Origin of the sequence: Klebsiella sp. JN_Kp127, assembly GCF_040062505.1 — a bacterium.
Classification (GTDB): domain Bacteria; phylum Pseudomonadota; class Gammaproteobacteria; order Enterobacterales; family Enterobacteriaceae; genus Klebsiella; species Klebsiella quasipneumoniae.
On record NZ_JBEAHS010000051.1, the window covers coordinates 207,455 to 231,113 of the forward strand.

The window sequence follows — 23,659 nt, forward strand, 5'->3', positions numbered from 1 at the left end:
GATACGACGGCACGCCACTCATTTTTCATGAATCTCGCCGGAGGAAGTCATTATCAGCTGTAGCAACAGGCTAAACGATGCAGGTAAAACGGTCAGTGTAACCAGCGTGGCAACCAGTAGTCCCCCGATAATCGCATAGGCCATCGGTCCCCAGAATACCTGATGAGAAATGGGGATCATTCCCAGAATGGCTGCACAGGCAGTCAGGCAGATGGGGCGCGCACGATGCTCTGCGGCCGCAATAATGGCGGCATCGCTTGCCATCCCCTGAGCAAGATTGCTGTCCACCTCGCTAATCAGTATGACGGCGTTACGAATGATCATGCCAGCGAGCGCAATCACGCCAAGCAGAGCGACAAATCCCATTGGTGTTCCGCCAGGTAACATAGCCAGCACGATACCCGGTAAACCAAACGGGGCCATCAGTATAGCCAACTCAATACGGGAATAGTTGCGCAACTGGAGCATCAACAGCAAGAGCATGATGACCAGTGTCACCGGCAGAACCGCATAGACCGAACTATTACCTTTTTCAGATTCAGCAACCGCGCCCCCTTCTTCAATGCTGTAGCCTTCAGGCAGTTCCGCGCGCAACCTGTCTACCGCTGGTCTCAACGCTGCGGATACTGCTTCGGCGCGAAGTCCCGGGGCGAGGTCAGTTTGCACGGTGATGAAAGGCAAACGCTGTCGACGCCAGATAACCGGATCATCCACGCCCCAGACTGGCGTGGCAAAGGCGCTGAGGGGGATTTGTTTACCGTCATTCCCCTGAATAGTCAGCGAAGAGAAGGTGGCGAGGTTAAGACGCTCATTGTCCCTGGCCCGGAGCACCACATCGACAAGACGGTCATTATCGCGAACCGACGTGACTATACTGCCGGACCAGACGGTATTGAGCATCCGGGCCAGACTTTCTGACGACACGCCCGCAGCCCGGGCGGCGGTCTGATTGACCTTGAGGGTAATGACTCTCTCCGGTTCGCCTGCCGTCTGATTAACCTCGCGGGAGGAGGGTGACCGGCCAATGACATCGCTCAGGCGGTTCGCGATCGACCTGATCTTCAGATAATCTGGCCCACTCACCCGGTATTTGACTGGCCAGCCGACGGGGGGCCCAAGTTCCAGGGGCGATACGCGAGTGATGATGTCGCTAAAGCGCGTAGCCAGTATCCTGTTTAACTGTCGATGAAGACGATCTCGCGCTTTAAGATCTTTAGCCACCACCACCATCTGGGCGATATTTTCATTTGCCAGAAGCACATCCATAGGCAGGTAAAAACGAATCGCTCCCGACCCAACGTATGTCGAAAAGCGCTCAACGTTGCGGTTGCCTGCCAGGGCCTTCTCCAGCTGTTCAGCCCTATTTTGCGTTTCCGACTGCGAGGCATTGGCCGGTAGCGTCAGGCTGACCAGCAATTCAGGCCTGTCGGAGGCGGGGAAAAACTCCCCCTGCATAAAGGTTGTTCCGTAAACGGACAGACCAAGCGCAATGAGAGCAATACACACGGTGGCGAAGCGGTGACGCAACGCCTTGCGCAGTAGCCACTGGTATCCGCGGGCCATCCGTCCAGGACCTTTCGCCTTCTGTCTGATGTTGTCAGATAACAGCCACGTCCCGGTTAACGGTGAAAACAGGATCGCGACAACCCATGAGCACAGCAGGGCGATGAGCGCCACGGCAAACAGGGAAAAGCAATATTCACCGGCGCTGGACGCAGCAAATCCCACGGGAATAAACCCGGCAATCATCACAAGGGTGCCCGTCAGCATCGGAAATGCGGTCGTTTTAAAAGCCCGGGTAGCCGCCTGCCGGCGGGAATCCCCGGCTTCCAGACCAGAGACCATGGTTTCCACAGTGATCATGGCGTCATCGACCAGCAGACCCAGCGCGATAATCAATGCGCCGAGAGAAATACGCTGCAGACCTATTCCTGCCAGCATCATTCCCGTAAAGGTCATGGCCAGAACCAGTGGGATGGCCGCAGCCACGACCAGTCCGGCTCGTAAACCCAGCGAGACAAACGAAACGGCCAGGACGATCGCCACGGCTTCGATAAGCACCCGGATAAACCCGCTTACGGCATCGCTGACCACCGCTGATTGATCGGCAACCTTGACCATCTCAATACCGTGCGGCAGCGTGACGCTGATGGCATGCATTTTTGCATTCAGCGCGGCGCCGAAACGCAGCATATTACCCGTCGGCGCCATCGAGATAGCCAGCCCGATGGCGGGTTTGCCGTTAATCCGGTAAACCGGCTGGGGAGGTTCGGTGTTTTCCCGGCTAACGGTGGCAATATCCGTCAGAGGAAGGTAACGATCGTTAATACGCAGCGTGACAGCACGTAAGCTAGCTTCAGAAGTCAGTTCCCCGCTGACCTTTATCGCCATATTTTCCTGTCCGGTGCGGATCATACCTGCCGGGACAACCGCATTTTGTGCTCTGAGGGCATCCGCTACCTGCTGGATGTTCAACCCCATACTTGCCAGACGCGCTGGAGAAAAAGAGAGAACTATCTGTTCCTGCTGCTCACCCAGCAGGCTGGTTTTTCCGATATCCGGTAACGACATGAGTTCCCGGCGGATTGTCTCAACACGGTCCCGGACCTCCCGCAGGGTATAGCCCTCAGGTATAAATCCATAAATCGTACCGAACGTATCATCAAATTCGTCGTCGACGGCGGGGCCCTGAACGCCTTCTGGCAACGACGGGGCAATATCCTGCATTTTCTTACGTACCTGATACCAGATATCCGGCACCTTTTGCGGCGGGGTATCGTCACGGAGATTGACATGAATAACGGAGCTCCCGGCACGGGTTTCACTTTCGAGATAATCAAGCCAGGGGGTTTCCTGCAGCTTTTTTTCCAGCGTATCGGTCAGCAGTCGGGTGGTATCCGTTACGGATGCCCCGGGCCATTGCGCAGAAACAACGGCCGTTTTAATCGTAAACGCCGGATCTTCGTTACGTGGCAGGTTCTCATAACAGAACGCGCCCATAGCCATGATCAGCAGCATGAAGAAACTGACCATCTGTTGATTATTTAGCGCCCAGGCGGACAGGTTAAATTTCTCATTCAATACGGGTTTCATGATTCGCACTCCCCGGCAATCACCGGCTCGCCGGAGCGTAATTTACTCACGCCGGCGGTAATCACCCGGTCGCCTGGTTCAAGGCCGCCGGAGATAATAACCGCGGTGGCGGTATAGTATGCTGGCACCACCACGCGAAGCTGGGCCTGCGACCGTGGGTTAATCACATAAACCGCCGGTTTGTCCTCGACGCGGCTCAGCGCTGAAGCGGGAAGGGCGTATCCATGCGGACCCGTTGCGGGTAACGTGACGGTAACGCTGGCGCCCAGCGCCATTGCCAGCGGTGGGTTTTGCAGGGTAGCCCTGACGCGCCATGTGCGGGTCTGAGGATCGGCCTGCGGGCTAATATCTCTTACCGCGGCGGACGCTTGCACCGACGGGTCGCTGAGGAGGGAAACTCGCAAGCCAGCCTGTTCCTGTGGCGGGATCGCCTCGGGTTTAGCGATATCAAACACCACATCGCGGGCTTCACCGGTCGCCAGCGTCAACACCGACTGACCACCACTGACCACCTGACCCGCAGAGGCGCTTACTTCGGTGATCACGCCGCTTTGCGGCGCCATCAGACGCGTCCAGCCAAGGCTTTCCCGGGCATTACGCAATGCGGACTCGCTGTTTTTTAAACGCGCGCGGGCGACAAGCCAGTCTGCGCGGGCGGTATCGAGCTGCGTGCGGGCAATCGCGCCTGTTGGCATGAGCTTTTGCATTCGGTTGAGGTTAAGTGCAGCAACCTGAGCAGCGGCTTTGGCTCCTTCATAATCAGCCTGTGCGCCATCGAGCTGATTCTGACTGGTTGTATTTTCAAGCGTGGCCAGCAGTTGCCCTGCATTGACCCGATCGCCAATATCGACGCTACGCGTCACTATCCGGCCGCCGGTACGAAAGCTGAGAATCGTTTCATCGTGCGCATGGATCTCTCCGGTTCTTTCCAGCGCGGGAAGGGTTTGCGCTGAGCCAACAACAACGTAGCGCACCGTTCGCACAGGAACAGTCGTATTACCATGGTTGTCCCCGCATCCGGGCAGCAGAAAAATCACTACCGAAAGAAGGGTCAGGGGGAGAAAGTGCAGCCAGGAAAGGGTGCGCGCCACGTCGTACAAATGGTGCAGACTGTGGCGGAGGGAGAGTAAAAATTCATCTGACATAACGCCGCTCCATATAGGTTATGGCGTTATTAAATGCGCGCTTAGTCGAGAAAGTTTCGACGTTTCGTCAAGGTATTATCAAGAGCGGCTATTTTCCATTTCAGACGACGTCCAGGGTAACAAAATGCTGACTGCGAGTCCGCCGGTTTCAGGTAACGACGCGCTGATACTGCCACCATGGGCCTGACAAATCGCGCGAGCAATCGACAAACCGAGACCGCTGCCGCCGGAGTGGCGGGCACGCGACTGCTCCTCCCGGCTAAAACGGTTAAACATTTCCGGCAGGAACCGGGAGGATACCCCCGGGCCGTCATCGCGAAATTCGAGGCAATATTGCCCGCTGGCGTAGTGCAGCGTGACATCAAGAAAGCCGCCATCACGCCCGTAACGGAGGGCATTTTCCATAAGGATAGTAAACACCTGGCCCATACGGAACGTATCGCCTTTGAAAGGACACGCCTGAGAATGATGAAGCCTGATGGTAAAACGATGTGCATCAGCCTGGGGCATGATCCATGTCACCCGTTCCTTAAGCAGCTCATCCAGACGAAAGGGTTCGTTTTCCAGAACCAGATTCCCGGCATCAGACAGTGAGAGCAGATGAAGTTCATCGGTCAGGCGATTCAGGTGCTGAAGCTGTTTCATTACCATTGCCAGTTGTTCCGGGCTGGCATCAAACACGCCATCCAGCATGCCCTGCAAACGTCCGATAGCGGCAGTCAGTGGGGAGCGAAGCTCATGCGCCATGGCCACATGAGAGGTACGTAACTCTTTTTCATAGCGGGCCAGTTTCCCCGTCATGGTATTAAAGTCACTGGCAAAGCTGACCATTTCAGCCGGCGCATTCCTGATGAGCTCTGCCTGGCGGCCAAATTGCCCTTCGGCGACGTCCTTTGCCGCATCACGCAACCGGCTGAACTGCAGCGCCAGTGGCCTGGCATATCTCAACCCCATCACCACAATAAAAGGGATCATGACCAGGACCAGTAACGCCACGGTGACCCAGTCTGCCGAGGCGATGGAGGGTGTTGAATAACTCAACCCCCACCAGGTATCGACGATTTGATGGAAGCGCGCCGGGTCCGCCTGCGGGTTCTGGCTGAGCGCAAGAAACTCTTGTCGGACCGATGCCGGCATTCTGCTCATGATCCAGTAATTCTGCACCGCATAACGTAGCCACATACAGGTCGCTATGACAATTACGCTTCCGATGGCCAGCGCTAATATACGTGCGCAAATCCAGCGCCACAGGGAGGAATAGCGGGTTTTTGTCATGGTTGTCTGAACCTGTAGCCTACGCCGCGAACGTTAACCAGCACGCCGGAAATACCCGCCGCTTCGAGTTTTTTACGCAGGTTATAAATATGGGTATCCACCACACGCTCCAGGGCTTCACTTTCCGGCAAACAGTGCTCCAGTAAATGCTGGCGGGAAAAAGGTCGTGAAGGAGAGCGCATAAGCGTGGTCAGTAGTGAAAATTCGGTTGGGGTCAGATCCAACGTCCGCGGTGTGGTGTCCCCGTCGATAATGCTCGCCACGATGGCCGTAACATCCACTTCAAGTGATTGCCAGCGAAGGATCTCTTCCTTTGTTTCCGTTTTATTGCTGCGACGCAATACCGCCTGCACCCGGGCCACAACTTCTCCCGGATGGTAAGGCTTAACAACATAATCATCAGCGCCATAGCGCAGAGCGCCAATACGATCGGGAGTATCTCCCATGGCGGTGACCATGATCACCGGAACATCATTTTTACGACGCAGGCCAGCCAGGACTTCGGTGCCGTTAAGCCCCGGAAGCATCACATCCAGCAGGATCAGATCGGGTTTCCACCGGTGCGCCATATCCAGCCCGGAAATTCCATCTCCGGTAATGACGACATCGTAATTTTCACGGCGTAAATAGGCCTCGAGCACGCCAGCCGCATCGGCGTCATCTTCAATAATCAGCACTCTTCTGGACAACATCCGTTCACCTTGACCGATTCTTAACACTATCCCGACGATTCATTGATTTTGCCAAATCATACTGCGCCAACATTTTGTGGCAGCTCCTGCCTCAGGAGAAACCAGCATCCGTGAGGAGAACAGTATGATAGCGATAAAAAAAGCCCTGTATATGACCGTACCGCTTTTGACGGCCATCACATCCTGTGTACAGGCAAATGATGACGGCTCTTTCACTATCGGGCTGGGGGGGCGCTACGCTCCGCGATACTCAGGTTCAGACAAGCAGGTATGGCAGGTGGTTCCGGTGCTTCAGGGTCGTAACGGCGCTTTCTTTATTGATACGCAGAAAGGGGTAGGGTATGACCTGCAGAACGCCAGCGGCTGGTACTTCGAACATACGCTGGGATACGATCTGGGAAGGACGGATAAAAACGCCAGCTGGCGGGCAGGGGCAAATAATCTGAAAGGGATGGGAGACATTGACGTCTCACTGAACACGGCCCTTGCCGTTGGCTGGCAGGCGCTTTCGTGGCTCAGTGTTGAAGGTAAAGCGACGCTGCCTTTAACGGACGGTCAGGGGGTAAGCTACCAGGCATCCTTCACGTTGATTCCCGTACAAACCGATCAGGACACGATCGCCTTTCAAACGGCGGCCCTGTTTGGCGACAACCGTTACCTGAATACCTGGTATGGCGTGAATCCGGAGCAGAGCCAGCGTTCAGGTTATAGCCGCTATTCAGCACCGGGGGGATTTTATGGCATAGACAACAGTCTGATCTGGAGTCACCGATTTGATGCCCACTGGGGCACGGTTCTGAGCGCTGACTATACCTGGCTTGGGGAGCATGCCAATCAAAGCCCGATCGTGTTACGACGTAACGAGGCGGCGCTGGCAGCAGCAGTTACCTGGACATTTTAGGGCGGAGAAAGTGCGGCGTGCGTTTTGCCGGGAACGGTTAAAATTGAGTGAGTCAGCATTATCTGGCAGATACGCAACCAGAAGCGAAACATGTTGTTAACCGCGCCGGCAGACCTGGTGCGGTCCTTGTGTCGCCGACGTGCGTTCGCCTGATGAACCCAACGACGATCGAGAGCGCCACAAACGTGCCGGAGGAGTTTTATGAACAACGCCATAGCTGGTTTGTCGGGAAGTTTTCGGTCACGTCGTTCGTCGGCATGAGAACACCGAATCCACCAATAACAACACCAATCCGCTTTGTAAGGTTATCATCTTTATTACTCCAGCCGTCATCAATTGTCACCCGCCCTTGCTGAAGTTATCTCGATATTACGCTACCGTAATGCCTCTTAGCTTTATTTCGAAGCGGCCACCCCGGGCGGAAGTAATATAATTCACTACCGATTTCACTTGTGGCTGTGGAGAATTTATTGAAGCTTACCAGCTGACTTTCTCAGCACAGTAATATCCCTCTTGGGTGACTCCCCGAACATCCGCGTATATTCCCGGCTGAAATGGGATAAGCTTTCGTAACCGACAGCATAGGCTGCTGTGGTGACATCGTAATGTTCATTCAGCATCAGTCGCCTGGCTTCATTGAGGCGCAGCCATTTCTGATACCGGAGAGGGCTCATTCCCGCAAGCTGCCTGAAGTGTTGGTGAAAAGAGGGCGTGCTCATTTGCACCCGACTTGCCAGTTCCTCTACGCGTAAGGGTGACGCAATATTGGTTTTTAACCAGTCGATAGCTTTACCGATACGGTAGCCATGGCCGTCTACTGCTGCAATCTGTCTGAGATGATCGGACTGATCGCTCATCAAAAGCCGGTAATGTATCTCCCTTTGAATCAGCGGCCCGAGAACAGGAATGGCTTCAGGCTCGTCAAGCAAAGAAAGCAGACGGCAGAAAGGTTCCAGCAAAACATCAGTAACCGTTCCTATACCGACACCCGTTCCCGCGTCTCGTTTTTTGATCGGCGGCAGGCTTCCCTGGGCAATTAATTCCATCAGCACGCGCTGGTCAAGTTTATAGGCTACGCCGACGCAGGGCCGGGATGTCGAAGCCTGTAAAACCTCCGAGCTGGCTGGCAGGTCAAGGGAGGTGATCAGGAATTTTTCCGCATTGTATTCGTAAGGTTCACCACCAACCCACATGATCTTCGCGCCATCGGCCACCAGAACGATACTGGGAGGGACCAGGCAGCTCACCGGAGGAGCGGTTTCGTTTCGGCGGAACAGTTGGAGTCCTTCTACCGCTGTTGGGAAATCACCGGTGCCCGGAGTGCGCTGAGCAATATCACGGGAAAGCACGCCGAGTCGTTTTTCAACCGTCTTGTCAGAAATCATTCTGTAATACCTCACGTTTATTGCGGCTTTTGACGTTAACAACTTAGCAGCGATGAAAATTGAAATATACGCTTTAAATTCAGTTTCAGAGGATCAGGCAAATAATGCAGAGTATTTTAATAACAACTTTCATGTAAGGCACTCAAAATAACAACACTGAAATGAAGCTGTGACCTGTCAGTCAGCTTTCACAGCGAGCCAATTTAAACCGTTCAGGTTAAAGCCATTTTTAACTGCCAGACAGGTTATCCGGAGGAGACATACGTGAAAGAGTTTACTTTCTACAACCCAACCCGAATCGAATTCGGTTCCGGAAAAGAGAGTTGTAACTGAAATACTCATGCATGCTGTCTGAAACTATCCCTCAACATCCAATGAAAGGTTTTAATATCATGACGCTAAAATCTTCAACGCGCTTTTTTAATCGCGCACTCATCGCCGGAGCGATGGCTCTGATTTCAACAGAAGCTGCGGTCGCCCAGCCGGCACCAGGCACAGCAGATTCTTCAGTCCATCTGGTTCAGACGTGGGATAAAACTTTCCCAAGGAGCGAAAAAGTGGATCATCAAAAAGTTACTTTTAAAAATCGTTACGGTATTACGCTGGCCGCAGATGTGTATCTTCCTAAAGATCGCGGGAACAAGAAGCTTGCTGCGCTTGTGATTTCCGGGCCATTTGGCGCGGTAAAAGAGCAGGCTTCAGGTCTTTATGCTCAGACCCTGGCAGAGCGCGGATTCGTGACGCTGGCATTTGATCCGTCTTATACCGGTGAAAGCAGTGGTGAACCCCGCAATATTGCTTCCCCTGATATCAATACCGAAGACTTTATGGCCGCAGTCGATTTCATTGGACTGCAACCTTATGTGGATCGTGAACGTATCGGTGTCATTGGTATCTGCGGCATGGGAGGGATTGCCCTGAACGCTGTTGCCGTGGATAAACGCGTAAAAGCGGTCGTTGCCAGCACCATGTATGATATGAGCCGCGTGATGTCGAAAGGCTACAATGACAGCGTAACGCCGGAGCAACGCGAGCAGGCGCTGGAGAAGATGAGTCTTCAGCGCTGGGAAGATGCGGCAAACGGCAAACCTGCATACCAGCCAGCCTATAATAAACTGAAGGGCGGGGAAGCGCAGTTCCTCGTGGACTATGCGGATTACTACATGACCAAACGCGGTTATCATCCACGAGCCGTCAACTCTGGCAATTCATGGTCGGTGACAACGCCGATGGCCTTCATGAATTTCCCGCTCATGACCTATATCAAGGAAATTTCTCCGCGTCCGATCCTGTTCATCCATGGCGAAAAAGCGCATTCGCTTTACTTCTCCAAAACGGCTTATGAAGCGGCAAATCAACCAAAAGAGCTTCTGATTGTTAAAGATGCCACACATGTCGATTTATATGATCGTATGGATAAGATCCCGTTCGATAACATCACTGCATTTTTTAACAAAAATCTTAATAAGTAAGCCATAGCACCGTCCGGTGCTTTCAGATGCAGTGTCTGTGCGACAAACGACAGACACTGCTCTTGAAAGAGGAGAAGTTTATGTTCTGGAACCCTGAATTATTAACAAGAATAGATGCGGCCGACGACCTGAAAATCGCTCCGTATCATCCCGATATGAATACGACCGGTACGCCGACATGGATTTGGGAAGTGAAGGTGGAGAACAGACTTTTCGTCCGAGCCTATAGTGGTACCCGTTCAAAATGGTATCAGGCTGCATTGTCCCAGCAGGCGGGTAAGATACTGGCTATTGGACAAGAGTTCGACGTACTGTTCGCAAAACCATCAGACCCTGAGCTTGAAAGTAAAATTGATCAGGCTTATCAGAAAAAGTACTCCAGCAGCAGCTATGTTTCAGCAATGACAGGGACACGCGCCAGAGCGGCCACGATTGAGATTTTACCTTCGTGATTTCCTGTCAAAGTGATACTGGGTGTTCTGTGAGACAAAATCTGCCTGTGTAGTTTTAATTTCCCTGAAACTGGAGGCAAGTATGAAACATACATAACCGCCAGTTTCTGGTCCGGTGAAAGTTCATCTTCAGGAAGCATTGTCCATTAAGGGAGGAGTTTGAATATCAGATGACAGGGCGCATGTACTATAAACATAACGCAAGAAAAGGGATGTCAGTCATAAATAAGTACCGTGTTGATTTGTTAAGAGGCCGCTGTCAAATATGAAGTTATTGGGTAGCACATGCCATTTAACATAATATACATTATGCGCACTTAGATTATGGTGGCTGAGTTGTAAGGCCTGCTCCTGGATAAGTGACCCGTAGATTCACCATCGAGGGATTCTGATGACGGCTCATGCAGCGGACGTTTTCACTTTGGACGAAGTTAACCGACTCAAAATCATTCAGGACGTTGTCGACCGGAGTCTGACCACACTTGATGGCCACACAGCGCCTGAGTATATCTGATCGCCAGTACCGACGCCTTCTGTTGCACTGCCGTGAATCAGGCTCGCCAGATATCGCTAACCTGAAATCTCAGCAATAACCAGCTGCCAGATGACCTTACACAGTACGCGCTCAATATTATCCGCGAGCGCTATACCGACTTTGGGTCTACGCTGGCGTGTGAGAAACTCGCAGAACTGCATGATGTTCATCTGTCCAAAGAGACTGTCCGTTCCCTCATGGTCAAAGCCGGTCTCTGGATCCCCCGTAAACAACGTGCGCCAAAAATTCAGCAGCCACGCTATCTTCGGGCCTGCTGCGGCGAACTCATACAGATAGATGGCTGTGACCACCACTGGTTCGAGAACCGTGCGCCCGCCTGTACCTCACTGGTCTATGTCGACGATGCGACGAGCCGCCTGATGCAGCTTCGTTTCGTTAAATCGGAATCGACCTTCACCTATTCATGCCACTTTCAAATGATGGCGTGGAGATCGCTCTGTGGTCCTTACGCCTGATGTCACCTTATATTGATTGAAGCGTCGCAAGCGCCGAAAGCAGGATACCGATAACGACCGGATAAAAAACGCAGGAAATCAGGAATTCAGCTACCTTATGACCTTCACTTTGTATATGAATAGTTCTTCCTATACTTATCAGAGAGGCAAAAAAACCGATCGTCGCCGCAACGGCGATGAAAGTCAGAATGCAATACAGCGTTAACCCGCCAGCCTCTCTTTTCTCAAGGCAACCAAACATCGCCAGCGCCTGCAACAGGCTTAATGCGATCGCCCCGGAGCAGCTTTCACAAACCCTTCCATAGATACCAAACACTTCCCAGGCACGTTCGTTAATGCGCTTCACTCAGAACTCCTTCTATAAAATAAAAAAATAACAGGCGCTTAAGTTTTTACCTCTTCACCTTTGCAAATCTATATAAAAAATCCATTTAAAAAATGGTGTCCTCTTTTTTCAGGTATTCATAAGGGTTCACCCTTCCCTGTCCCTTTAGCGTAAAAACATCGTTATTTTCCGGCGCAGGAACCATTCAGGATATTATTAACCATCGTCTGGCGCCATGCCTAAACCCCTTTGTAGTGCTCTTTACTCAGGCCATACTTCTTCATTCTGAGATAGAGTTTTTTACGCGGTATCAGCAGATACTCCGCCACCTCATTAATACGTCCCTGGTGGATATTCAGCGCTTCGGTGATGATCTGCCGCTCGACCTCCTCAACCCGCCGATCCAGCGGCGTCGGTTCGCCGACGAGCAGTTTGTCGCAGGGTAATGGTGCTCGGCCAGTCATCCAGCGCACGAATATTTTCATCCGACGTTTTCTTCAGGTTTTCCAGATAGCGGATATGCGTCTCCACCAGCATGCCGTCATCATTCCCGGATTTCAGTTCATTAAGCCTGTCGCGCAGGTCGTCAACGATCTGATTTTCAATACGCGCCAGCGTATAGACCTGCTGTTGTTCATTCTGCACTTCCCGGGAGCGTTTCAGGTACTGCGCCGCATCCCCCTGTCGGGCTTCAATCTGATCGAGCAGCGTTCCCTGTTGCCAGGTAAAATCCTGCACCAGCGAATTCAGCTCGGTGGTGAAATCATCGTGCAGCCAGTCGATCCGCGCCGAAAGCTCTCCCACCTTTTCGCGAACCAGAAACATGTTGTAGAGCACGCGATCCAGTTCCGCCAGCAGCGCGCGGCTGTCCTGCAATATCACCGCCAGCTGCTGGCGTTCTGCCGGCGACAGCCCCTGGCTCAGCCGCTCTATTTTATCCAGATGCTGGATAATCTGGTTGCGCAGCTGCAGCCGTACCGTGGTATTCGGCGCCAGCAGAAATTCATTGAGCTGATCGACCACCAGGTTGAGATTCCCTTCAATCAGAAAAGCCGAATGGATGCGCGGAAAATACTCATCCAGCGAATAGCGGATCTGCGAACTTTGCTCATGCCATGAATAGAGGCTGACGCTGCTGACAATCAGCGTCAGCAGCGCCCCCATCAGAAAAGCCCCGCGCAGGCTGCTACTGATACTGATTTGCCGCAGACGTTGCAGTATGGACCTGCCCATCATTTCAGTTCTTCCAGTTTATTAATCGCCTGCCGCTGATTGGTGAGAAACCAGAGCTGCCACTCCATCATCTGCTGTTCCGCGAAGCTCTTATTGTCGAACTGAGCCAGCCAGGCTTCATCCTCGCTGCTCGCCGGATCGACCGGCACACGGGTCAGCAACGCGCGAATCTCGGGCAGCGGACGCTTGAGACGGGCCTCCGCGCTATGCAGCGCTCGCCAGGCATCTTTTAGCTGAGCAAGACGAAAGCTGATCGCCGTATCGAACATCCGTTGCACCAGGCGCTGGCGTTTGAGGATCAGCCGATAGTTCAATGGCGGTTGATTCATCAGCACCGCCTGCTGCGCCGCCCGCGGATTGCCCGCCGCCAGGGGCGTTACCGGGTATTTCCCGGTATTGGCATCGGCGAGGATCGTCTGGCCCTCCGGGCTTAACAGATAGCGAATAAACCGCCGCGCCTCGCTGGCGTGCTGGCTGTTTTTAAGCACCGCGACATAGGTCGGCGAAACCGCCGACTGCGGGAAATAGGTAAAAGCCAGGTGCGGATCGTTCATCAGCAGATTGGCGTAGTTATCAATCACCGGACCGGCCACGCCCAGGCCGCTTTTAATCTTATCCGCCACCCCAAAACTGCGGGATGAAATGGTCACGAGATTTCCCGCACTCATCAACAGCGTTGCCCATCCCTTAATCCAGCCTTTTTGTTGCAGCAGCGACTCCACCATCAGATGGTTGGTATCCGAACGCGACGGACTGCTCATCAGCAGCGCCCCCTGATAGCGAGGATCGGTCAGATCATCCCAGTCCGCTGGCGCAGGCAGGTGCCGTGTCATCAGCGCCGGGCGATTAATCAGCAAACCGAACCCGGAAATCGCTACGGCCACGGAGGTGGAGCGAATGGATTCCGGCACCAGTTGTTGGCTGACTGCCGGCGCACCGCTGAACGGTGCCAGCTTTTTATGCTCCTGAAGATGCTGCAGCAGCATCGGCGACGAGGTCAGGATCAGATCGACATTTTCGGCATTTGCCGTGTCAAGCAGCTGTTCCAGCGAGGCGCTGGTGCGGTTGAGCGTCCTGATCGTCACTGACCCCGGCTCTTTCTGCCAGCGATCGATAATCCACACGGTGGCGCTGGGAGAAAATGTCGTCGCCATCACCAGCTCATTGCTTTGCGCCGCACAGGGTCTCAGCCAGGCGGTCAGCAGCAGCATCGCGAGCATTTTGCTCACTATCCCGCCCCGACGAAGAGACATGTTTGTGATCCCGTTCATAAATATTGAAATACCGAAAAAATTACGTTGAGACAAAACTTACCCGTTTATGACAGCTGGCGAATTAATCACCGCGAGCGGAAAAATAGCCAAACGGGCGCCCGGGAATATCGCTAAAGATTACCAGATAATGATTGGGTAATTTGTTAGAGTCCGCACAAGCCGGACATAAAATCAGCGCAACTAAAATACAGGTGACGACATGTTATCATTATTAAAAAAAGGGCCGTCGGCGAATACAGTTCCTGCTGAGAAAATTCAGGCAACGTATGGTCGATACCGTATGCAGGCGCTGCTAAGCGTATTTCTGGGATATCTGGCGTACTATATCGTGCGCAATAACTTCACCTTATCCACGCCCTATCTGAAAGAACAGTTAGATCTTAGCGCCACGCAGATCGGTTTGCTCAGCAGCTGTATGCTCATCGCGTACGGGATCAGTAAAGGCGTGATGAGCAGCCTCGCGGATAAAGCCAGCCCGAAAGTGTTTATGGCCTGCGGTCTCGTACTGTGCGCCATCGTCAACGTCGGGTTAGGATTCAGCACCGCATTCTGGGTTTTTGCTGCGCTGGTTGTCCTGAACGGCCTGTTTCAGGGGATGGGGGTCGGCCCCTCTTTTATTACCATCGCTAACTGGTTCCCGCGTCGGGAGCGTGGCCGCGTAGGGGCTTTCTGGAATATTTCCCATAACGTCGGCGGCGGGATTGTCGCCCCGATCGTCGGCGCCGCGTTTGCGATTCTCGGTACCGAGCACTGGCAGAGCGCCAGCTACATTGTGCCGGCCTGCGTGGCGGTGGTATTCGCCATCAGCGTACTGGTGCTGGGTAAAGGTTCGCCGCGCGAGGAAGGCCTGCCTTCGCTGGAAGAGATGATGCCGGAAGAAAAAGTGGTGCTGAAGACCAAACACGCCCAGAAAGCGCCGGAGAACATGAGCGCATTCCAGATCTTCTGCACCTACGTCCTGCGTAACAAAAACGCCTGGTATGTCTCCCTTGTGGATGTGTTTGTCTATATGGTGCGTTTCGGCATGATCAGCTGGCTGCCAATCTACCTGCTGACGGTGAAACATTTTTCTAAAGAGCAGATGAGCGTCGCCTTCCTGTTTTTTGAATGGGCGGCGATTCCGTCAACCCTGCTGGCCGGCTGGCTTTCCGATAAGCTGTTCAAAGGCCGCCGGATGCCGTTAGCCATGATCTGCATGGCGCTGATCTTCATCTGTCTGATCGGCTACTGGAAAAGCGAATCACTGCTGATGGTCACGGTATTTGCTGCGATTGTGGGCTGCCTGATTTACGTCCCGCAGTTTCTGGCCTCGGTCCAGACCATGGAGATCGTCCCCAGCTTTGCCGTTGGCTCCGCCGTGGGCCTGCGCGGATTTATGAGCTATATCTTTGGCGCCTCGTTAGGCACCAGCCTGTTCGGCGTGATGGTCGATAAAATGGGCTGGCACGGCGGGTTCTATCTGCTGATGGGCGGGATCGTCTGCTGCATCCTGTTCTGCTATCTTTCTCATCGCGGCGCGCTGGAGCTTGAGCAACAGCGTAAAAACAGCGAGCAGGAAGAGGCCCGGCTGGCGCTGGCTGACGCACAGTAAGCGCCTGAACCCGGGGAAACAAGAGCCAGCTTGCTGGCTCTTTTGCCGTTGAGAGAGGAATTGATGTCCGCAGCTGCTCCCGACGACGGTATAAAGCAAGTACCCCTGCCATCACTGATGTTACTACTGAGTGGAATGAACGGCCTACTTCGCCGGGATAATCAGCACTTGACCCGGATAGATTTTATCGGGATGCGTCAGCATCGGTTTATTGGCTTCAAAAATACGTTGATAATCATTGGCAGAGCCATACATCGCTTTGGAGATAGCGCTCAGGGTGTCACCGGATTTGACCGTGTAAAAACGACTTTCCGCCCCGCTTTGCGTCACCTTAACGCCGTCACTGACCTGACCTACGCCAGTGACATTCCCGACCGCTACCAGAATTTTTTCCTTATCCTCCTGCGAAGCGACATCGCCAGTGACCGTGGCGGTGCCATCGTCCGCAACATCAATATTGACCTTTTCGGCGCCAGGCAGATTAAGACCATCGATATGTTTTTTCAGTTTATCGGCCCGCTCTTCTTTACTGTCGCCGGAGACGGCGTCCCATATTTTCTCGCCCGCTTCTTTCACAAAACTTAATAATCCCATCTTTCCATACCTCCTCGACTGTTACATGATCACATCATCATCGGACCTGTTGACCCAATGTCAGGGGGCTGGTTTGCTACCCGCCCTCGCGTCAACTGCCTGAAGCAGCACAAGCCACCATCAAAGTATAATCAATAAGCGTCAAAGTGCAGGATATTTGCCCCACTACGGCAGGAAAGTCTGTATTCCGGCAAGGCGACACGAAATGGAAGCGGACATAGCCCCCAGCCATGCAGAGAAATGATGGCCCCTCGTCGTACAATGGCTGGAGAGGCAATGCCCGGATAAGACGCGGACTACCTGAGCAAGATTTCAGGAGACGCCGCTTCCGGCGCCTCCTGTGAGTCACCTCGCGGCTATTCCTCGTATGCAGCGTGATGGAAATCAATTTCCCACTGCAGTACTTCACCGTAAAGCGCCGACAGCGCTTGCTTTTCCTTTTCACTCAGCGCCATGGCGCAACGGTCGAGTTCGTTCTTTAACCAGAGCGCCTGCTGGTAGAATTCGTCCTCCGCGTGCATTTCCACCCAGCGTCGTAAATCAGCATCGCTCTGTCGATGTTCGCTCGCCCGTCGGCACCAGCGATAGTACATCCACTCCGCACCGAACATCAGGGTCACGATCTGCTCATAGCTGCCCTCGCGGGCGGTTCGCAGCATACCGTCGCGAAAGCGCCGTACCCCGGGCAAATCATCCGGGTACCCAGCGGGATCGATCTGTCGCGCTGACAACACCTGCTCAAACCACGCGATCTGCGTATCAACCAGGGCATTCAGCACGCCAATCAGCCAGCGCTGCTGATGAATACCCGGCGCTTTGCTGACCCCGAGGGCAACAATCGCGATGGCCGTCGCGACAAAGTTGCCCTCAAACACCAGATAGCGGTTGAAGACGGCTGTCGGCAGTCGATCCTGTTCAATATCAGTGACAAACGGGTGCTGCTGCATCGCCTGCCACGCCGGTTGATGTTCGCGCAACAGGCGTTCGCTAAACGCTTCCATTAGGCTTCCTCCAGCGCGGCCTGAGCGACCGACATAAAATGCTTCACCCGGGCCAGCTCAACATCGTTCCACCAGACGCCATCGACCTTCATCGTACTGGCCACAATGACCCCCTGGGTCCGCCCGAGGATCTGCCTCACGTTAGCCGGCGTTACCCCGGAGCCCACCAGGAGCGGTAGCGCCGTCGCCGCGCGGATCTCGTCAATTTCCGCTATCGTGGCGCTATCGCCCGTGCGCTGGCCGGTGGCGATCACCGCGTCGGCCTCGAAGAAATCGACATCGCGCGTCAGCTCCTGAATCGAACGATCGGCGACGATGGCATGGCTACCGTGCTTGACATGGCTATCGGCAAAAACGCGAATATGCTCAGCGCGCAGCATACTGCGGTAGCGCAGCGCCTTTGCGGCCGCCCCTTCGATAAATCCTTCGTTGGCGATATAGGCGTTGGCCCACTGGTTGACGCGGACGAAATCGGCGCCGCCCGCCAGCGCGATGGCCATCGCCGGGATCGCCGCGTTAGCCAGGACGTTAATACCCAGCGGGACCGCAAACCGCTCACGAACTTTCTCGGTAATGACCGCCATCAGCGCGGAGGTTTCATGGCCGATGTCCTCAGGTTTGGAAAACGGAATATCGCCGTGGTTTTCAATAATCAGACCATGAACACCGCCTGAAATATAATTTTCAGCATCGCGAAGCGCACGCTCAACAATATCGGAGACTGATTTTCCTCGATATTTAGGTGCACCAGGAAAAGGATCGCAATGAATAACGCCAATAACGGCTTTGCTTCGTGAAAAAATAGCTTGTATTGCATTGGTTTTTTCTGCTGAGATAGCAACCATCTTATCCATCCTGTTAAGGGAACACTATGCGTGTTTACGTTACCGGTAATATTGCTGTCGATGAAACCTGGTCTATTCCGGATATACCGAAAAAAGGCACTTCCATTCACGGCGTTAAAGTTTCGCAGGATATCGGCGGTAAAGGCGCGAATCAGGCGATTATATTATCCCGCTGTGGAATAGAGACGCGTTTAATTGCCGCCACGGGAAATGACAGCAACGGCGCCTGGATCCGCCAGCAGATAAAAAATGAACCACTGACCTTACTTCCCGACGACCCTTTCAATCAACATAGCGACACCTCGATTATTTTAAATAGCGCTGATGGCGACAATGCCATCATTACCACGACGGCGGCTGCCGACGCCTTCAGCCTTGAGGATATTATTCCGCATATGGCGGATGCCGCCGCCGGCGATATTCTGCTGCAGCAGGGCAATTTCTCCCTCGATAAAACGCGGGCGCTGTTCCGGTACGCCAAAACTCTCGGCATGACCACGGTGTTCAACCCCTCGCCCGTCAATCCTGACTTTTGCCATCTGTGGCCGCTCATCGACATCGCGGTAGTCAATGAATCCGAGGCCGAGCTGCTTCAGCCCTATGGGGTGAAAACCTTAGTGATAACCCAGGGCGCCGCTGGCGCCTGGCTGGTTCAGGCGGGACAGCGCCAGTTTTGTCCCGCCGTGCCCGCCGAGGCGCTCGATACGACCGGCGCAGGCGATACGTTCCTCGCCGTCATGCTGGCCTCCGCCCTGATGCGCGGCGTCGCGCCGGATGACCTGGCGCTGGCGCACGCCAGCCGCGCTGCCGCCATAACCGTTAGCCGCCGGGGAACGCTCAGCGCGTTTCCCGGCAGCCATGAGCTCGCCGCCCTGTTAACCCAGGACGGCGCGCGTTGACCTACTTAAACAGCGGACGGTAAGCATCGACGTTCGCTTTGGTCACCACCGTCGCCGGAACCAGAATGGTTTTCGGCACGGTTTTTCCCGACGTGATGCTGTTCAGCGCATTCAGGGCCTCGGCGCCCATCTTTTCCGGATCCTGCTGCAGGACGGCGGTCACGTAGCCGCCGTCAATACCGGAAATCGCCTTCGCCGTCAGATCCCAGCCAAACACTTTAATATCCTTCTGCCGCCCCTGGTTTTCTACGGCGGCGATAGCGCCGAGCAGCGCGGGTTCGCCGGTGGCATAGATTGCTGTCAGATCCGGGTTGCCGGTGATCAGGTTTTCCGCCGCGGTCATCGCTTTATCCTGCACGTTCTGCCCGTCGACCACGTTAGCGATGGTAATGTTCGGATTGCTTTTCAGCGTCTCTTCGAACCCTTTCTGCCGCTGGTTCTGGATGGCCGAATTCAGCGCGCCGACAATCCCCACCCTCGCCTTGCCACCCATCTCTTTCTGCACGTAGTCCACAAAATATTTACCAATAATTCTGCCGCCTTCAATATTGTCCACGCCGACCTGGGCCGCCTGTGGTCCGGCCGGTAATACGGCATCAATCGCAATCACCGGAATGTTAGCGGCGGCGGCTTCTTTTACCGCTGGCATAATTCCGTTAACGTCGATAGCGGCGACCAGAATGCCTTTAACGCCTTGCTGAATATAGTTTTCTATCGCGTCGTTTTGCGCCACGGGATTATCGTTAGAATTGAAAATAACTAAATCCTTGCCGCTGGCCTTAGCCGCATCCTGCGCGCCTTTATTCATCAAATTAAAGAACAGCGCCTGCTGATTGATTTGCACCAGCGCATAAGTCGGACCGGCAGCGCTGGCGGCAGAAATAAAACTCATCGATGCCAGCATCGTCGTGGCGACAGCAAGTAAACGCAGTTTTCCGGTGTGAAATAACATCATCAGTATCCTCGTCGGGAATAGTTGATAGCCAGCAGAGTTCCGCGCCGCATGCGAACGCAGAAGGATTGTTTTTTTGGCGGGCAAATATCGTCTATATGGCCAGAACAATCATCGATCGTTCGGCGGATACCTGCTTAATGTCATCCCGGCAACCGGTCCGTGTCGGTGCGCGACTGGAATGACTTAAACGGGTTTGGGAATGACTTCCCGGATGATGCGGTAAACTGTCTATACAATTCTCTGCTGATTAAAATTTGTCAAGCATTTATTTTCGGTTATTACGCACAGAGAAATTGCTGTATCCACCGCGCTTAACTATGTTACAGATAGCCGATTCTGGCAGAGATGGCGCAGGAAATGAGTATAAAACGCGTATTGTTATCTGATGTGGCAAAGCTGGCGGGACTGTCGAAAGCGACCCTGTCGCGCTATATGAACAACAGTATTGTGCTGCCGCAGGACACCATCGACCGTATCGAAACCGCCATTCGCGAACTGGACTATCGCGGCAATAGCCTGGCGCGCCGTCTGAGCAAAGGCGGCAGCGAGACGCTTGGCCTGGTGCTCCCCGACATTACCAACCCCTTCTTTGCCGAGCTGGCCGACGCTGCCGAAGAGGCCGCTTCTGCCAGCGGCTACAGCCTGGTGTTGTGTATCACCCGCAACAACCCGGAAAAAGAGTGCCAGTTCATCCGCTGGCTGGATACCTGCCAGGTAGACGGCCTGCTGTTCACCACCAACCGCCCCGATAACGGCCTGCTGCGCAAGGAGATCCAGCGTCACGAACGCATTGTCCTGCTGGATGAAGATATTCCCGGGAGTCAGGTTCCAAAAGTGTTTGCTGATAACGTTCAGGGCGGGCGCATCGCCACCGAAAAACTGATCGCCGCCGGGCATCGTCATATCGCTTTCGTCGGCGGCCCGGACAAACTGATGAGCGTCCGTGAGCGCTATCAGGGTTTTTGCACCGCGATGGAGCAAGCCGGCCTGAGCTGGCCGCCCGAATGGGTGATGTACGGCGACTATCAGCGCGAGTTTGGCCAGCAGGCGCTGCGGCACCTCTTCAGCCAACCGGTTCGCCCTACCGCCGTCTTCGCGGCCAGCGACTATCTGGTGCTCGGTCTGCTTGACGGTCTACGCGCCAGCGGGCTCCAGGCGCCGGAGGCGCTTTCGCTAGTCGGCTTCGATGACGCCAATTACGCCGATTTTACCCAGCCGCGGATCTCCACTATCCGCCAGCCCGCCCGGGAACTGGGGCGCACCGCGGTGCACATCATGATGCGCCTGCTAAACGACGATCCGGATATCCCTGCGGAAACCCTCCTGCCGGTTGAATGGATTGGTCGCGACTCGATCAAGATCTGTTAAGCATGTCCCATAATGACGCAAAAGCGCCCGGTTTTGGCGCAAAAAACGCTCAATTAACAATTTATTCACTATAATCAGTAAACCGGTTTACCGGATCGTAATCAATAAAATCTATTGAATACATAAGGTTAAGTCACAGGGCTGCTGTGTTGTTCCTGCCCTGGCACGGATGCTGCAATGTTCTTACTGGCGAACAAATATCTTACATAGCGTTTGTCCTGACTGTACTGGCGAGGGCTCTGTTCCGCAGGTAAACCGGTTTACTAGATTGTAAACCGTGTCGGATAGAGTCTCTCCCGCAGGATGGCGAACATTTTCCCGGCAATAGCGATGGGAGTTATCAGATGCAGCAGCCACAAACTACCCCGCCAAGGGTGGAGATGATCAATATCACCAAGACCTACGGGTCGATACGTTCATTGCGCGGCGTTAACCTCGAGTTGGCCCCGGGCGAAGTGCTGGGTTTAGTGGGCGATAACGGCGCGGGGAAATCCACCCTCACCAAAGTGCTCTCTGGCGCGGTGATCCCCTCCAGCGGCACGATTCGTATCGACGGTGAACAGCAGCAGTTTACCAATCCGGCCGATTCGCGCCGCTGCCATATCGAGATGGTCTATCAGGATCTGTCGCTCTGCGACACGGTCGACGTCGCGGGCAATCTGTTTATGGGCCGTGAGCCGATGAAATCGGTCCTCGGTATTCCCTTTCTCGACGAGGCCAAAATGCACGCCGATGCCAGAGAGATGCTTAAAGGGCTGGGGATCTCTATTCCGGATACCCGCCTGCTGGTGCGAAATCTCTCCGGCGGCCAGCGCCAGGCTATTGCCATCGCCCGCGCGGCGGCCTTTGACCCGAAAGTGCTGATTATGGACGAACCCACCGCCGCGCTGGCCGTCGCGGAGGTCGAAGCGGTGCTGGAACTCATTCGCCGCGTTTCCGCTCGCGGGGTGAGCGTGATTCTGATTACCCACCGCCTGCAGGACCTGTTCCTGGTGTGTGACCGGATCATGGTGATGTATGAAGGTACCAATGTCGCTGACAGACGGGTGTCCGACACCAGCCTGAACGATATCGTTAACCTGATTGTGGGCGAAAAATTCACCGCCCGCTCTGCGGCTGCACATTGAGGTAACAGGATGAGTATCATGAACTTAAGCAGCTCCCGCATGATCCAGCATTCGCTGCCGCGCCGCCTGCTGCATAACCACTCGGGCGTGGTCAGCATCGCGCTCTTTTTCGTCTTCTGCTGCGTGGTGTTTTCGCTGATCACCAGCAACTTTCTCACCGGCACCAACTGGCTGAATATCATCCGTCAGAGCGCCCCGCTGCTGATCGTCGCGACGGCGATGACCCTGGTGATTACCACCGGCGGTATCGATCTGTCGGTGGGCTCTACCCTGGCGCTGGTCGGCGCACTCTCCGCTATCGCCCTGAATAGCTGGGGGCTGCCGTGGCCGGTGGTACTGCTCGGCGGCCTGCTGCTCGGCGGCGTCGTTGGCGCCATCAACGGCTTCTTTATTGCCTATGAAGGGATTCCGGCGTTTATCGTCACCCTCGCCACTCTGGCTGTGGTTCGCGGCATCGCGCTGCTGATCACTCAGGGTTATTCGATTCCGGTTCCGGCTGACAGCCTGTTTACCTTTATCGGACGCGCGTGGGTAGTCGGTATCCCCATGCCCGCGCTGCTCGGCATTCTGATTCTGCTGATCGGGCATATCGTTCTTAATCACATGCGTTTTGGTCGCTACGTGACCGCTATCGGCGCCAACGCTGAAGGCGCGCGACGCAGCGGGATTAACACCAAAGCCGTCACGATGAAGGTCTATATCCTCAGCGGCATGGCCGCCGCGCTGGCGGGAATGATCATTACCGCTCGCCTCGGCAGCGGCTCCTCCAACCAGGGTGAAGGCTTTGAACTGCAGGTTATTGCCGCCGTGGTGCTCGGCAGTACCAGCCTGTTTGGCGGCTTCGGTACCATTATCGGCACGCTGCTGGGCGCGCTGTCGATTGCGGTCATTCAGAACGGGCTGATCCTGTCGCATATTTCGCCGTTTTACACCCAGATAGCTACCGGCACCATTATCCTGCTGGCTATCTGGCTGAACACCCGCATTCTCAACCCCACGCGCTCCGCGGCAAAAGGATAGC

Annotated in this window: 19 protein-coding genes and 3 pseudogenes; 9 read left to right on the forward strand and 13 right to left on the reverse strand. The window is 54.4% G+C overall.

Annotated elements, in window-relative coordinates:
• Positions 1 to 18 precede the first annotated feature (18 nt).
• From ABLV04_RS20170 to ABLV04_RS20185, 4 genes are all read right to left on the reverse strand, one after another.
• The gene (locus ABLV04_RS20170) at positions 19 to 3,093 is read right to left on the reverse strand and encodes an efflux RND transporter permease subunit (protein WP_180265936.1); all 3,075 of its coding nucleotides are present in this window, start codon (positions 3,091 to 3,093) and stop codon (positions 19 to 21) included.
• On the reverse strand, positions 3,090 to 4,238 hold the full coding sequence (locus ABLV04_RS20175; RefSeq protein ID WP_180265935.1) for an efflux RND transporter periplasmic adaptor subunit: 1,149 nt from the start codon (positions 4,236 to 4,238) through the stop codon (positions 3,090 to 3,092). The genes ABLV04_RS20170 and ABLV04_RS20175 overlap by 4 nt, the downstream gene beginning before the upstream one ends.
• 78 nt (positions 4,239 to 4,316) lie before the next feature.
• Positions 4,317 to 5,513, reverse strand: coding sequence for a HAMP domain-containing sensor histidine kinase (locus tag ABLV04_RS20180; protein WP_064154610.1), 1,197 nt, complete (start codon positions 5,511 to 5,513; stop codon positions 4,317 to 4,319).
• A complete protein-coding gene (locus ABLV04_RS20185) occupies positions 5,510 to 6,205 on the reverse strand; it encodes a response regulator (protein WP_180265987.1) in 696 nt (231 codons plus the stop codon). Before ABLV04_RS20185 ends, ABLV04_RS20180 begins: the two co-directional genes overlap by 4 nt.
• A gap of 124 nt (positions 6,206 to 6,329) precedes the next feature.
• On the opposite strand from ABLV04_RS20185, the gene ABLV04_RS20190 reads away from it, so the two are divergent.
• Entirely contained in the window at positions 6,330 to 7,106 is a 777-nt protein-coding gene (locus tag ABLV04_RS20190) for a MipA/OmpV family protein (protein WP_180265934.1), read from the forward strand.
• Positions 7,107 to 7,573: 467 nt separating this feature from the next.
• On the opposite strand, the gene ABLV04_RS20195 is transcribed toward ABLV04_RS20190, so the two are convergent.
• Complete coding sequence (locus ABLV04_RS20195) at positions 7,574 to 8,491, reverse strand: AraC family transcriptional regulator (protein WP_117137081.1); 918 nt, start codon at positions 8,489 to 8,491, stop codon at positions 7,574 to 7,576.
• A 374-nt stretch (positions 8,492 to 8,865) separates the two neighbouring features.
• On the opposite strand from ABLV04_RS20195, the gene ABLV04_RS20200 reads away from it, so the two are divergent.
• The 3 genes and pseudogenes from ABLV04_RS20200 to ABLV04_RS20210 all read left to right on the forward strand — a co-directional run.
• On the forward strand, positions 8,866 to 9,963 hold the full coding sequence (locus ABLV04_RS20200) for an alpha/beta hydrolase (protein ID WP_048324209.1): 1,098 nt from the start codon (positions 8,866 to 8,868) through the stop codon (positions 9,961 to 9,963).
• Between the two features lie 80 nt (positions 9,964 to 10,043).
• Positions 10,044 to 10,415, forward strand: a complete 372-nt coding sequence (locus ABLV04_RS20205; RefSeq protein ID WP_025999258.1) for a DUF2255 family protein — start codon at positions 10,044 to 10,046, stop codon at positions 10,413 to 10,415.
• A 391-nt stretch (positions 10,416 to 10,806) separates the two neighbouring features.
• A pseudogene (locus tag ABLV04_RS20210) lies at positions 10,807 to 11,372 on the forward strand (ISNCY family transposase); the annotation flags it as partial.
• 61 nt (positions 11,373 to 11,433) lie between these two features.
• On the opposite strand, the gene ABLV04_RS20215 reads toward ABLV04_RS20210, so the two are convergent.
• From ABLV04_RS20215 to pgtC, 4 genes and pseudogenes are all read right to left on the reverse strand, one after another.
• On the reverse strand, positions 11,434 to 11,772 hold the full coding sequence (locus ABLV04_RS20215) for a hypothetical protein (RefSeq protein ID WP_105490600.1): 339 nt from the start codon (positions 11,770 to 11,772) through the stop codon (positions 11,434 to 11,436).
• Positions 11,773 to 11,990: 218 nt separating this feature from the next.
• Positions 11,991 to 12,185: pseudogene (locus ABLV04_RS20220) on the reverse strand (helix-turn-helix domain-containing protein); the annotation flags it as partial.
• Positions 12,181 to 12,987 (reverse strand): annotated as a pseudogene (gene pgtB / locus ABLV04_RS20225) (two-component system sensor histidine kinase PgtB); the annotation flags it as partial. The pseudogenes pgtB and ABLV04_RS20220, both read right to left, overlap by 5 nt.
• On the reverse strand, positions 12,984 to 14,204 hold the full coding sequence (gene pgtC / locus ABLV04_RS20230) for a phosphoglycerate transport regulator PgtC (RefSeq protein WP_117128848.1): 1,221 nt from the start codon (positions 14,202 to 14,204) through the stop codon (positions 12,984 to 12,986). The gene pgtC and the pseudogene pgtB, both read right to left, overlap by 4 nt.
• A 253-nt stretch (positions 14,205 to 14,457) precedes the next feature.
• On the opposite strand from pgtC, the gene pgtP reads away from it, so the two are divergent.
• Entirely contained in the window at positions 14,458 to 15,849 is a 1,392-nt protein-coding gene (pgtP, locus tag ABLV04_RS20235; RefSeq protein WP_044523233.1) for a phosphoglycerate transporter PgtP, read from the forward strand.
• 144 nt (positions 15,850 to 15,993) lie between these two features.
• Here the strand turns inward: pgtP and lysM are convergent, their stop codons facing one another.
• The 3 genes from lysM to ABLV04_RS20250 all read right to left on the reverse strand — a co-directional run bounded on the left by lysM (position 15,994) and on the right by ABLV04_RS20250 (position 18,289).
• The gene (lysM, locus tag ABLV04_RS20240; protein ID WP_023289703.1) at positions 15,994 to 16,443 is read right to left on the reverse strand and encodes a peptidoglycan-binding protein LysM; all 450 of its coding nucleotides are present in this window, start codon (positions 16,441 to 16,443) and stop codon (positions 15,994 to 15,996) included.
• 356 nt (positions 16,444 to 16,799) lie between these two features.
• Positions 16,800 to 17,444, reverse strand: coding sequence for a TenA family protein (locus ABLV04_RS20245; protein WP_044523237.1), 645 nt, complete (start codon positions 17,442 to 17,444; stop codon positions 16,800 to 16,802).
• The gene (locus ABLV04_RS20250) at positions 17,444 to 18,289 is read right to left on the reverse strand and encodes a BtpA/SgcQ family protein (protein WP_110237689.1); all 846 of its coding nucleotides are present in this window, start codon (positions 18,287 to 18,289) and stop codon (positions 17,444 to 17,446) included. The genes ABLV04_RS20245 and ABLV04_RS20250 overlap by 1 nt, the downstream gene beginning before the upstream one ends.
• Positions 18,290 to 18,315: 26 nt before the next feature.
• Between ABLV04_RS20250 and ABLV04_RS20255 the strand changes: the two genes are divergently transcribed.
• On the forward strand, positions 18,316 to 19,188 hold the full coding sequence (locus tag ABLV04_RS20255; RefSeq protein ID WP_180265933.1) for a PfkB family carbohydrate kinase: 873 nt from the start codon (positions 18,316 to 18,318) through the stop codon (positions 19,186 to 19,188).
• A 1-nt stretch (position 19,189) separates the two neighbouring features.
• Here ABLV04_RS20255 and ABLV04_RS20260 read toward each other — a convergent pair whose 3' ends face one another.
• A complete protein-coding gene (locus tag ABLV04_RS20260) occupies positions 19,190 to 20,143 on the reverse strand; it encodes a substrate-binding domain-containing protein (RefSeq protein ID WP_023289707.1) in 954 nt (317 codons plus the stop codon).
• Between the two features lie 345 nt (positions 20,144 to 20,488).
• Between ABLV04_RS20260 and ABLV04_RS20265 the strand changes: the two genes are divergently transcribed.
• The 3 genes from ABLV04_RS20265 (at position 20,489) to ABLV04_RS20275 (ending at position 23,658) form a co-directional block, all read left to right on the forward strand.
• Positions 20,489 to 21,511, forward strand: a complete 1,023-nt coding sequence (locus tag ABLV04_RS20265; RefSeq protein WP_348816124.1) for a LacI family DNA-binding transcriptional regulator — start codon at positions 20,489 to 20,491, stop codon at positions 21,509 to 21,511.
• Between the two features lie 380 nt (positions 21,512 to 21,891).
• Positions 21,892 to 22,638: an ATP-binding cassette domain-containing protein gene (locus tag ABLV04_RS20270; protein ID WP_072199055.1), complete on the forward strand. Its 747-nt coding sequence runs from the start codon at positions 21,892 to 21,894 to the stop codon at positions 22,636 to 22,638.
• 18 nt (positions 22,639 to 22,656) lie between these two features.
• Complete coding sequence (locus ABLV04_RS20275) at positions 22,657 to 23,658, forward strand: ABC transporter permease (protein WP_023289710.1); 1,002 nt, start codon at positions 22,657 to 22,659, stop codon at positions 23,656 to 23,658.
• Position 23,659: the final 1 nt, after the last annotated feature.

Excerpts from the sequence above, each read along its gene's own strand:
- ABLV04_RS20170 (WP_180265936.1), bottom strand. The coding sequence starts at position 3,093 with ATGAAACCCGTATTGAATGAGAAATTTAACCTGTCCGCCTGGGCGCTA.
- ABLV04_RS20175 (WP_180265935.1), bottom strand. The coding sequence starts at position 4,238 with ATGTCAGATGAATTTTTACTCTCCCTCCGCCACAGTCTGCACCATTTG.
- ABLV04_RS20180 (WP_064154610.1), bottom strand. The coding sequence starts at position 5,513 with ATGACAAAAACCCGCTATTCCTCCCTGTGGCGCTGGATTTGCGCACGT.
- ABLV04_RS20185 (WP_180265987.1), bottom strand. The coding sequence starts at position 6,205 with ATGTTGTCCAGAAGAGTGCTGATTATTGAAGATGACGCCGATGCGGCT.
- ABLV04_RS20190 (WP_180265934.1), top strand. The coding sequence starts at position 6,330 with ATGATAGCGATAAAAAAAGCCCTGTATATGACCGTACCGCTTTTGACG.
- ABLV04_RS20195 (WP_117137081.1), bottom strand. The coding sequence starts at position 8,491 with ATGATTTCTGACAAGACGGTTGAAAAACGACTCGGCGTGCTTTCCCGT.
- ABLV04_RS20200 (WP_048324209.1), top strand. The coding sequence starts at position 8,866 with ATGAAAGGTTTTAATATCATGACGCTAAAATCTTCAACGCGCTTTTTT.
- ABLV04_RS20205 (WP_025999258.1), top strand. The coding sequence starts at position 10,044 with ATGTTCTGGAACCCTGAATTATTAACAAGAATAGATGCGGCCGACGAC.
- pgtC (WP_117128848.1), bottom strand. The coding sequence starts at position 14,204 with ATGCTCGCGATGCTGCTGCTGACCGCCTGGCTGAGACCCTGTGCGGCG.
- pgtP (WP_044523233.1), top strand. The coding sequence starts at position 14,458 with ATGTTATCATTATTAAAAAAAGGGCCGTCGGCGAATACAGTTCCTGCT.
- lysM (WP_023289703.1), bottom strand. The coding sequence starts at position 16,443 with ATGGGATTATTAAGTTTTGTGAAAGAAGCGGGCGAGAAAATATGGGAC.
- ABLV04_RS20245 (WP_044523237.1), bottom strand. The coding sequence starts at position 17,444 with ATGGAAGCGTTTAGCGAACGCCTGTTGCGCGAACATCAACCGGCGTGG.
- ABLV04_RS20250 (WP_110237689.1), bottom strand. The coding sequence starts at position 18,289 with ATGGTTGCTATCTCAGCAGAAAAAACCAATGCAATACAAGCTATTTTT.
- ABLV04_RS20255 (WP_180265933.1), top strand. The coding sequence starts at position 18,316 with ATGCGTGTTTACGTTACCGGTAATATTGCTGTCGATGAAACCTGGTCT.
- ABLV04_RS20260 (WP_023289707.1), bottom strand. The coding sequence starts at position 20,143 with ATGATGTTATTTCACACCGGAAAACTGCGTTTACTTGCTGTCGCCACG.
- ABLV04_RS20265 (WP_348816124.1), top strand. The coding sequence starts at position 20,489 with ATGGCGCAGGAAATGAGTATAAAACGCGTATTGTTATCTGATGTGGCA.
- ABLV04_RS20270 (WP_072199055.1), top strand. The coding sequence starts at position 21,892 with ATGATCAATATCACCAAGACCTACGGGTCGATACGTTCATTGCGCGGC.
- ABLV04_RS20275 (WP_023289710.1), top strand. The coding sequence starts at position 22,657 with ATGAACTTAAGCAGCTCCCGCATGATCCAGCATTCGCTGCCGCGCCGC.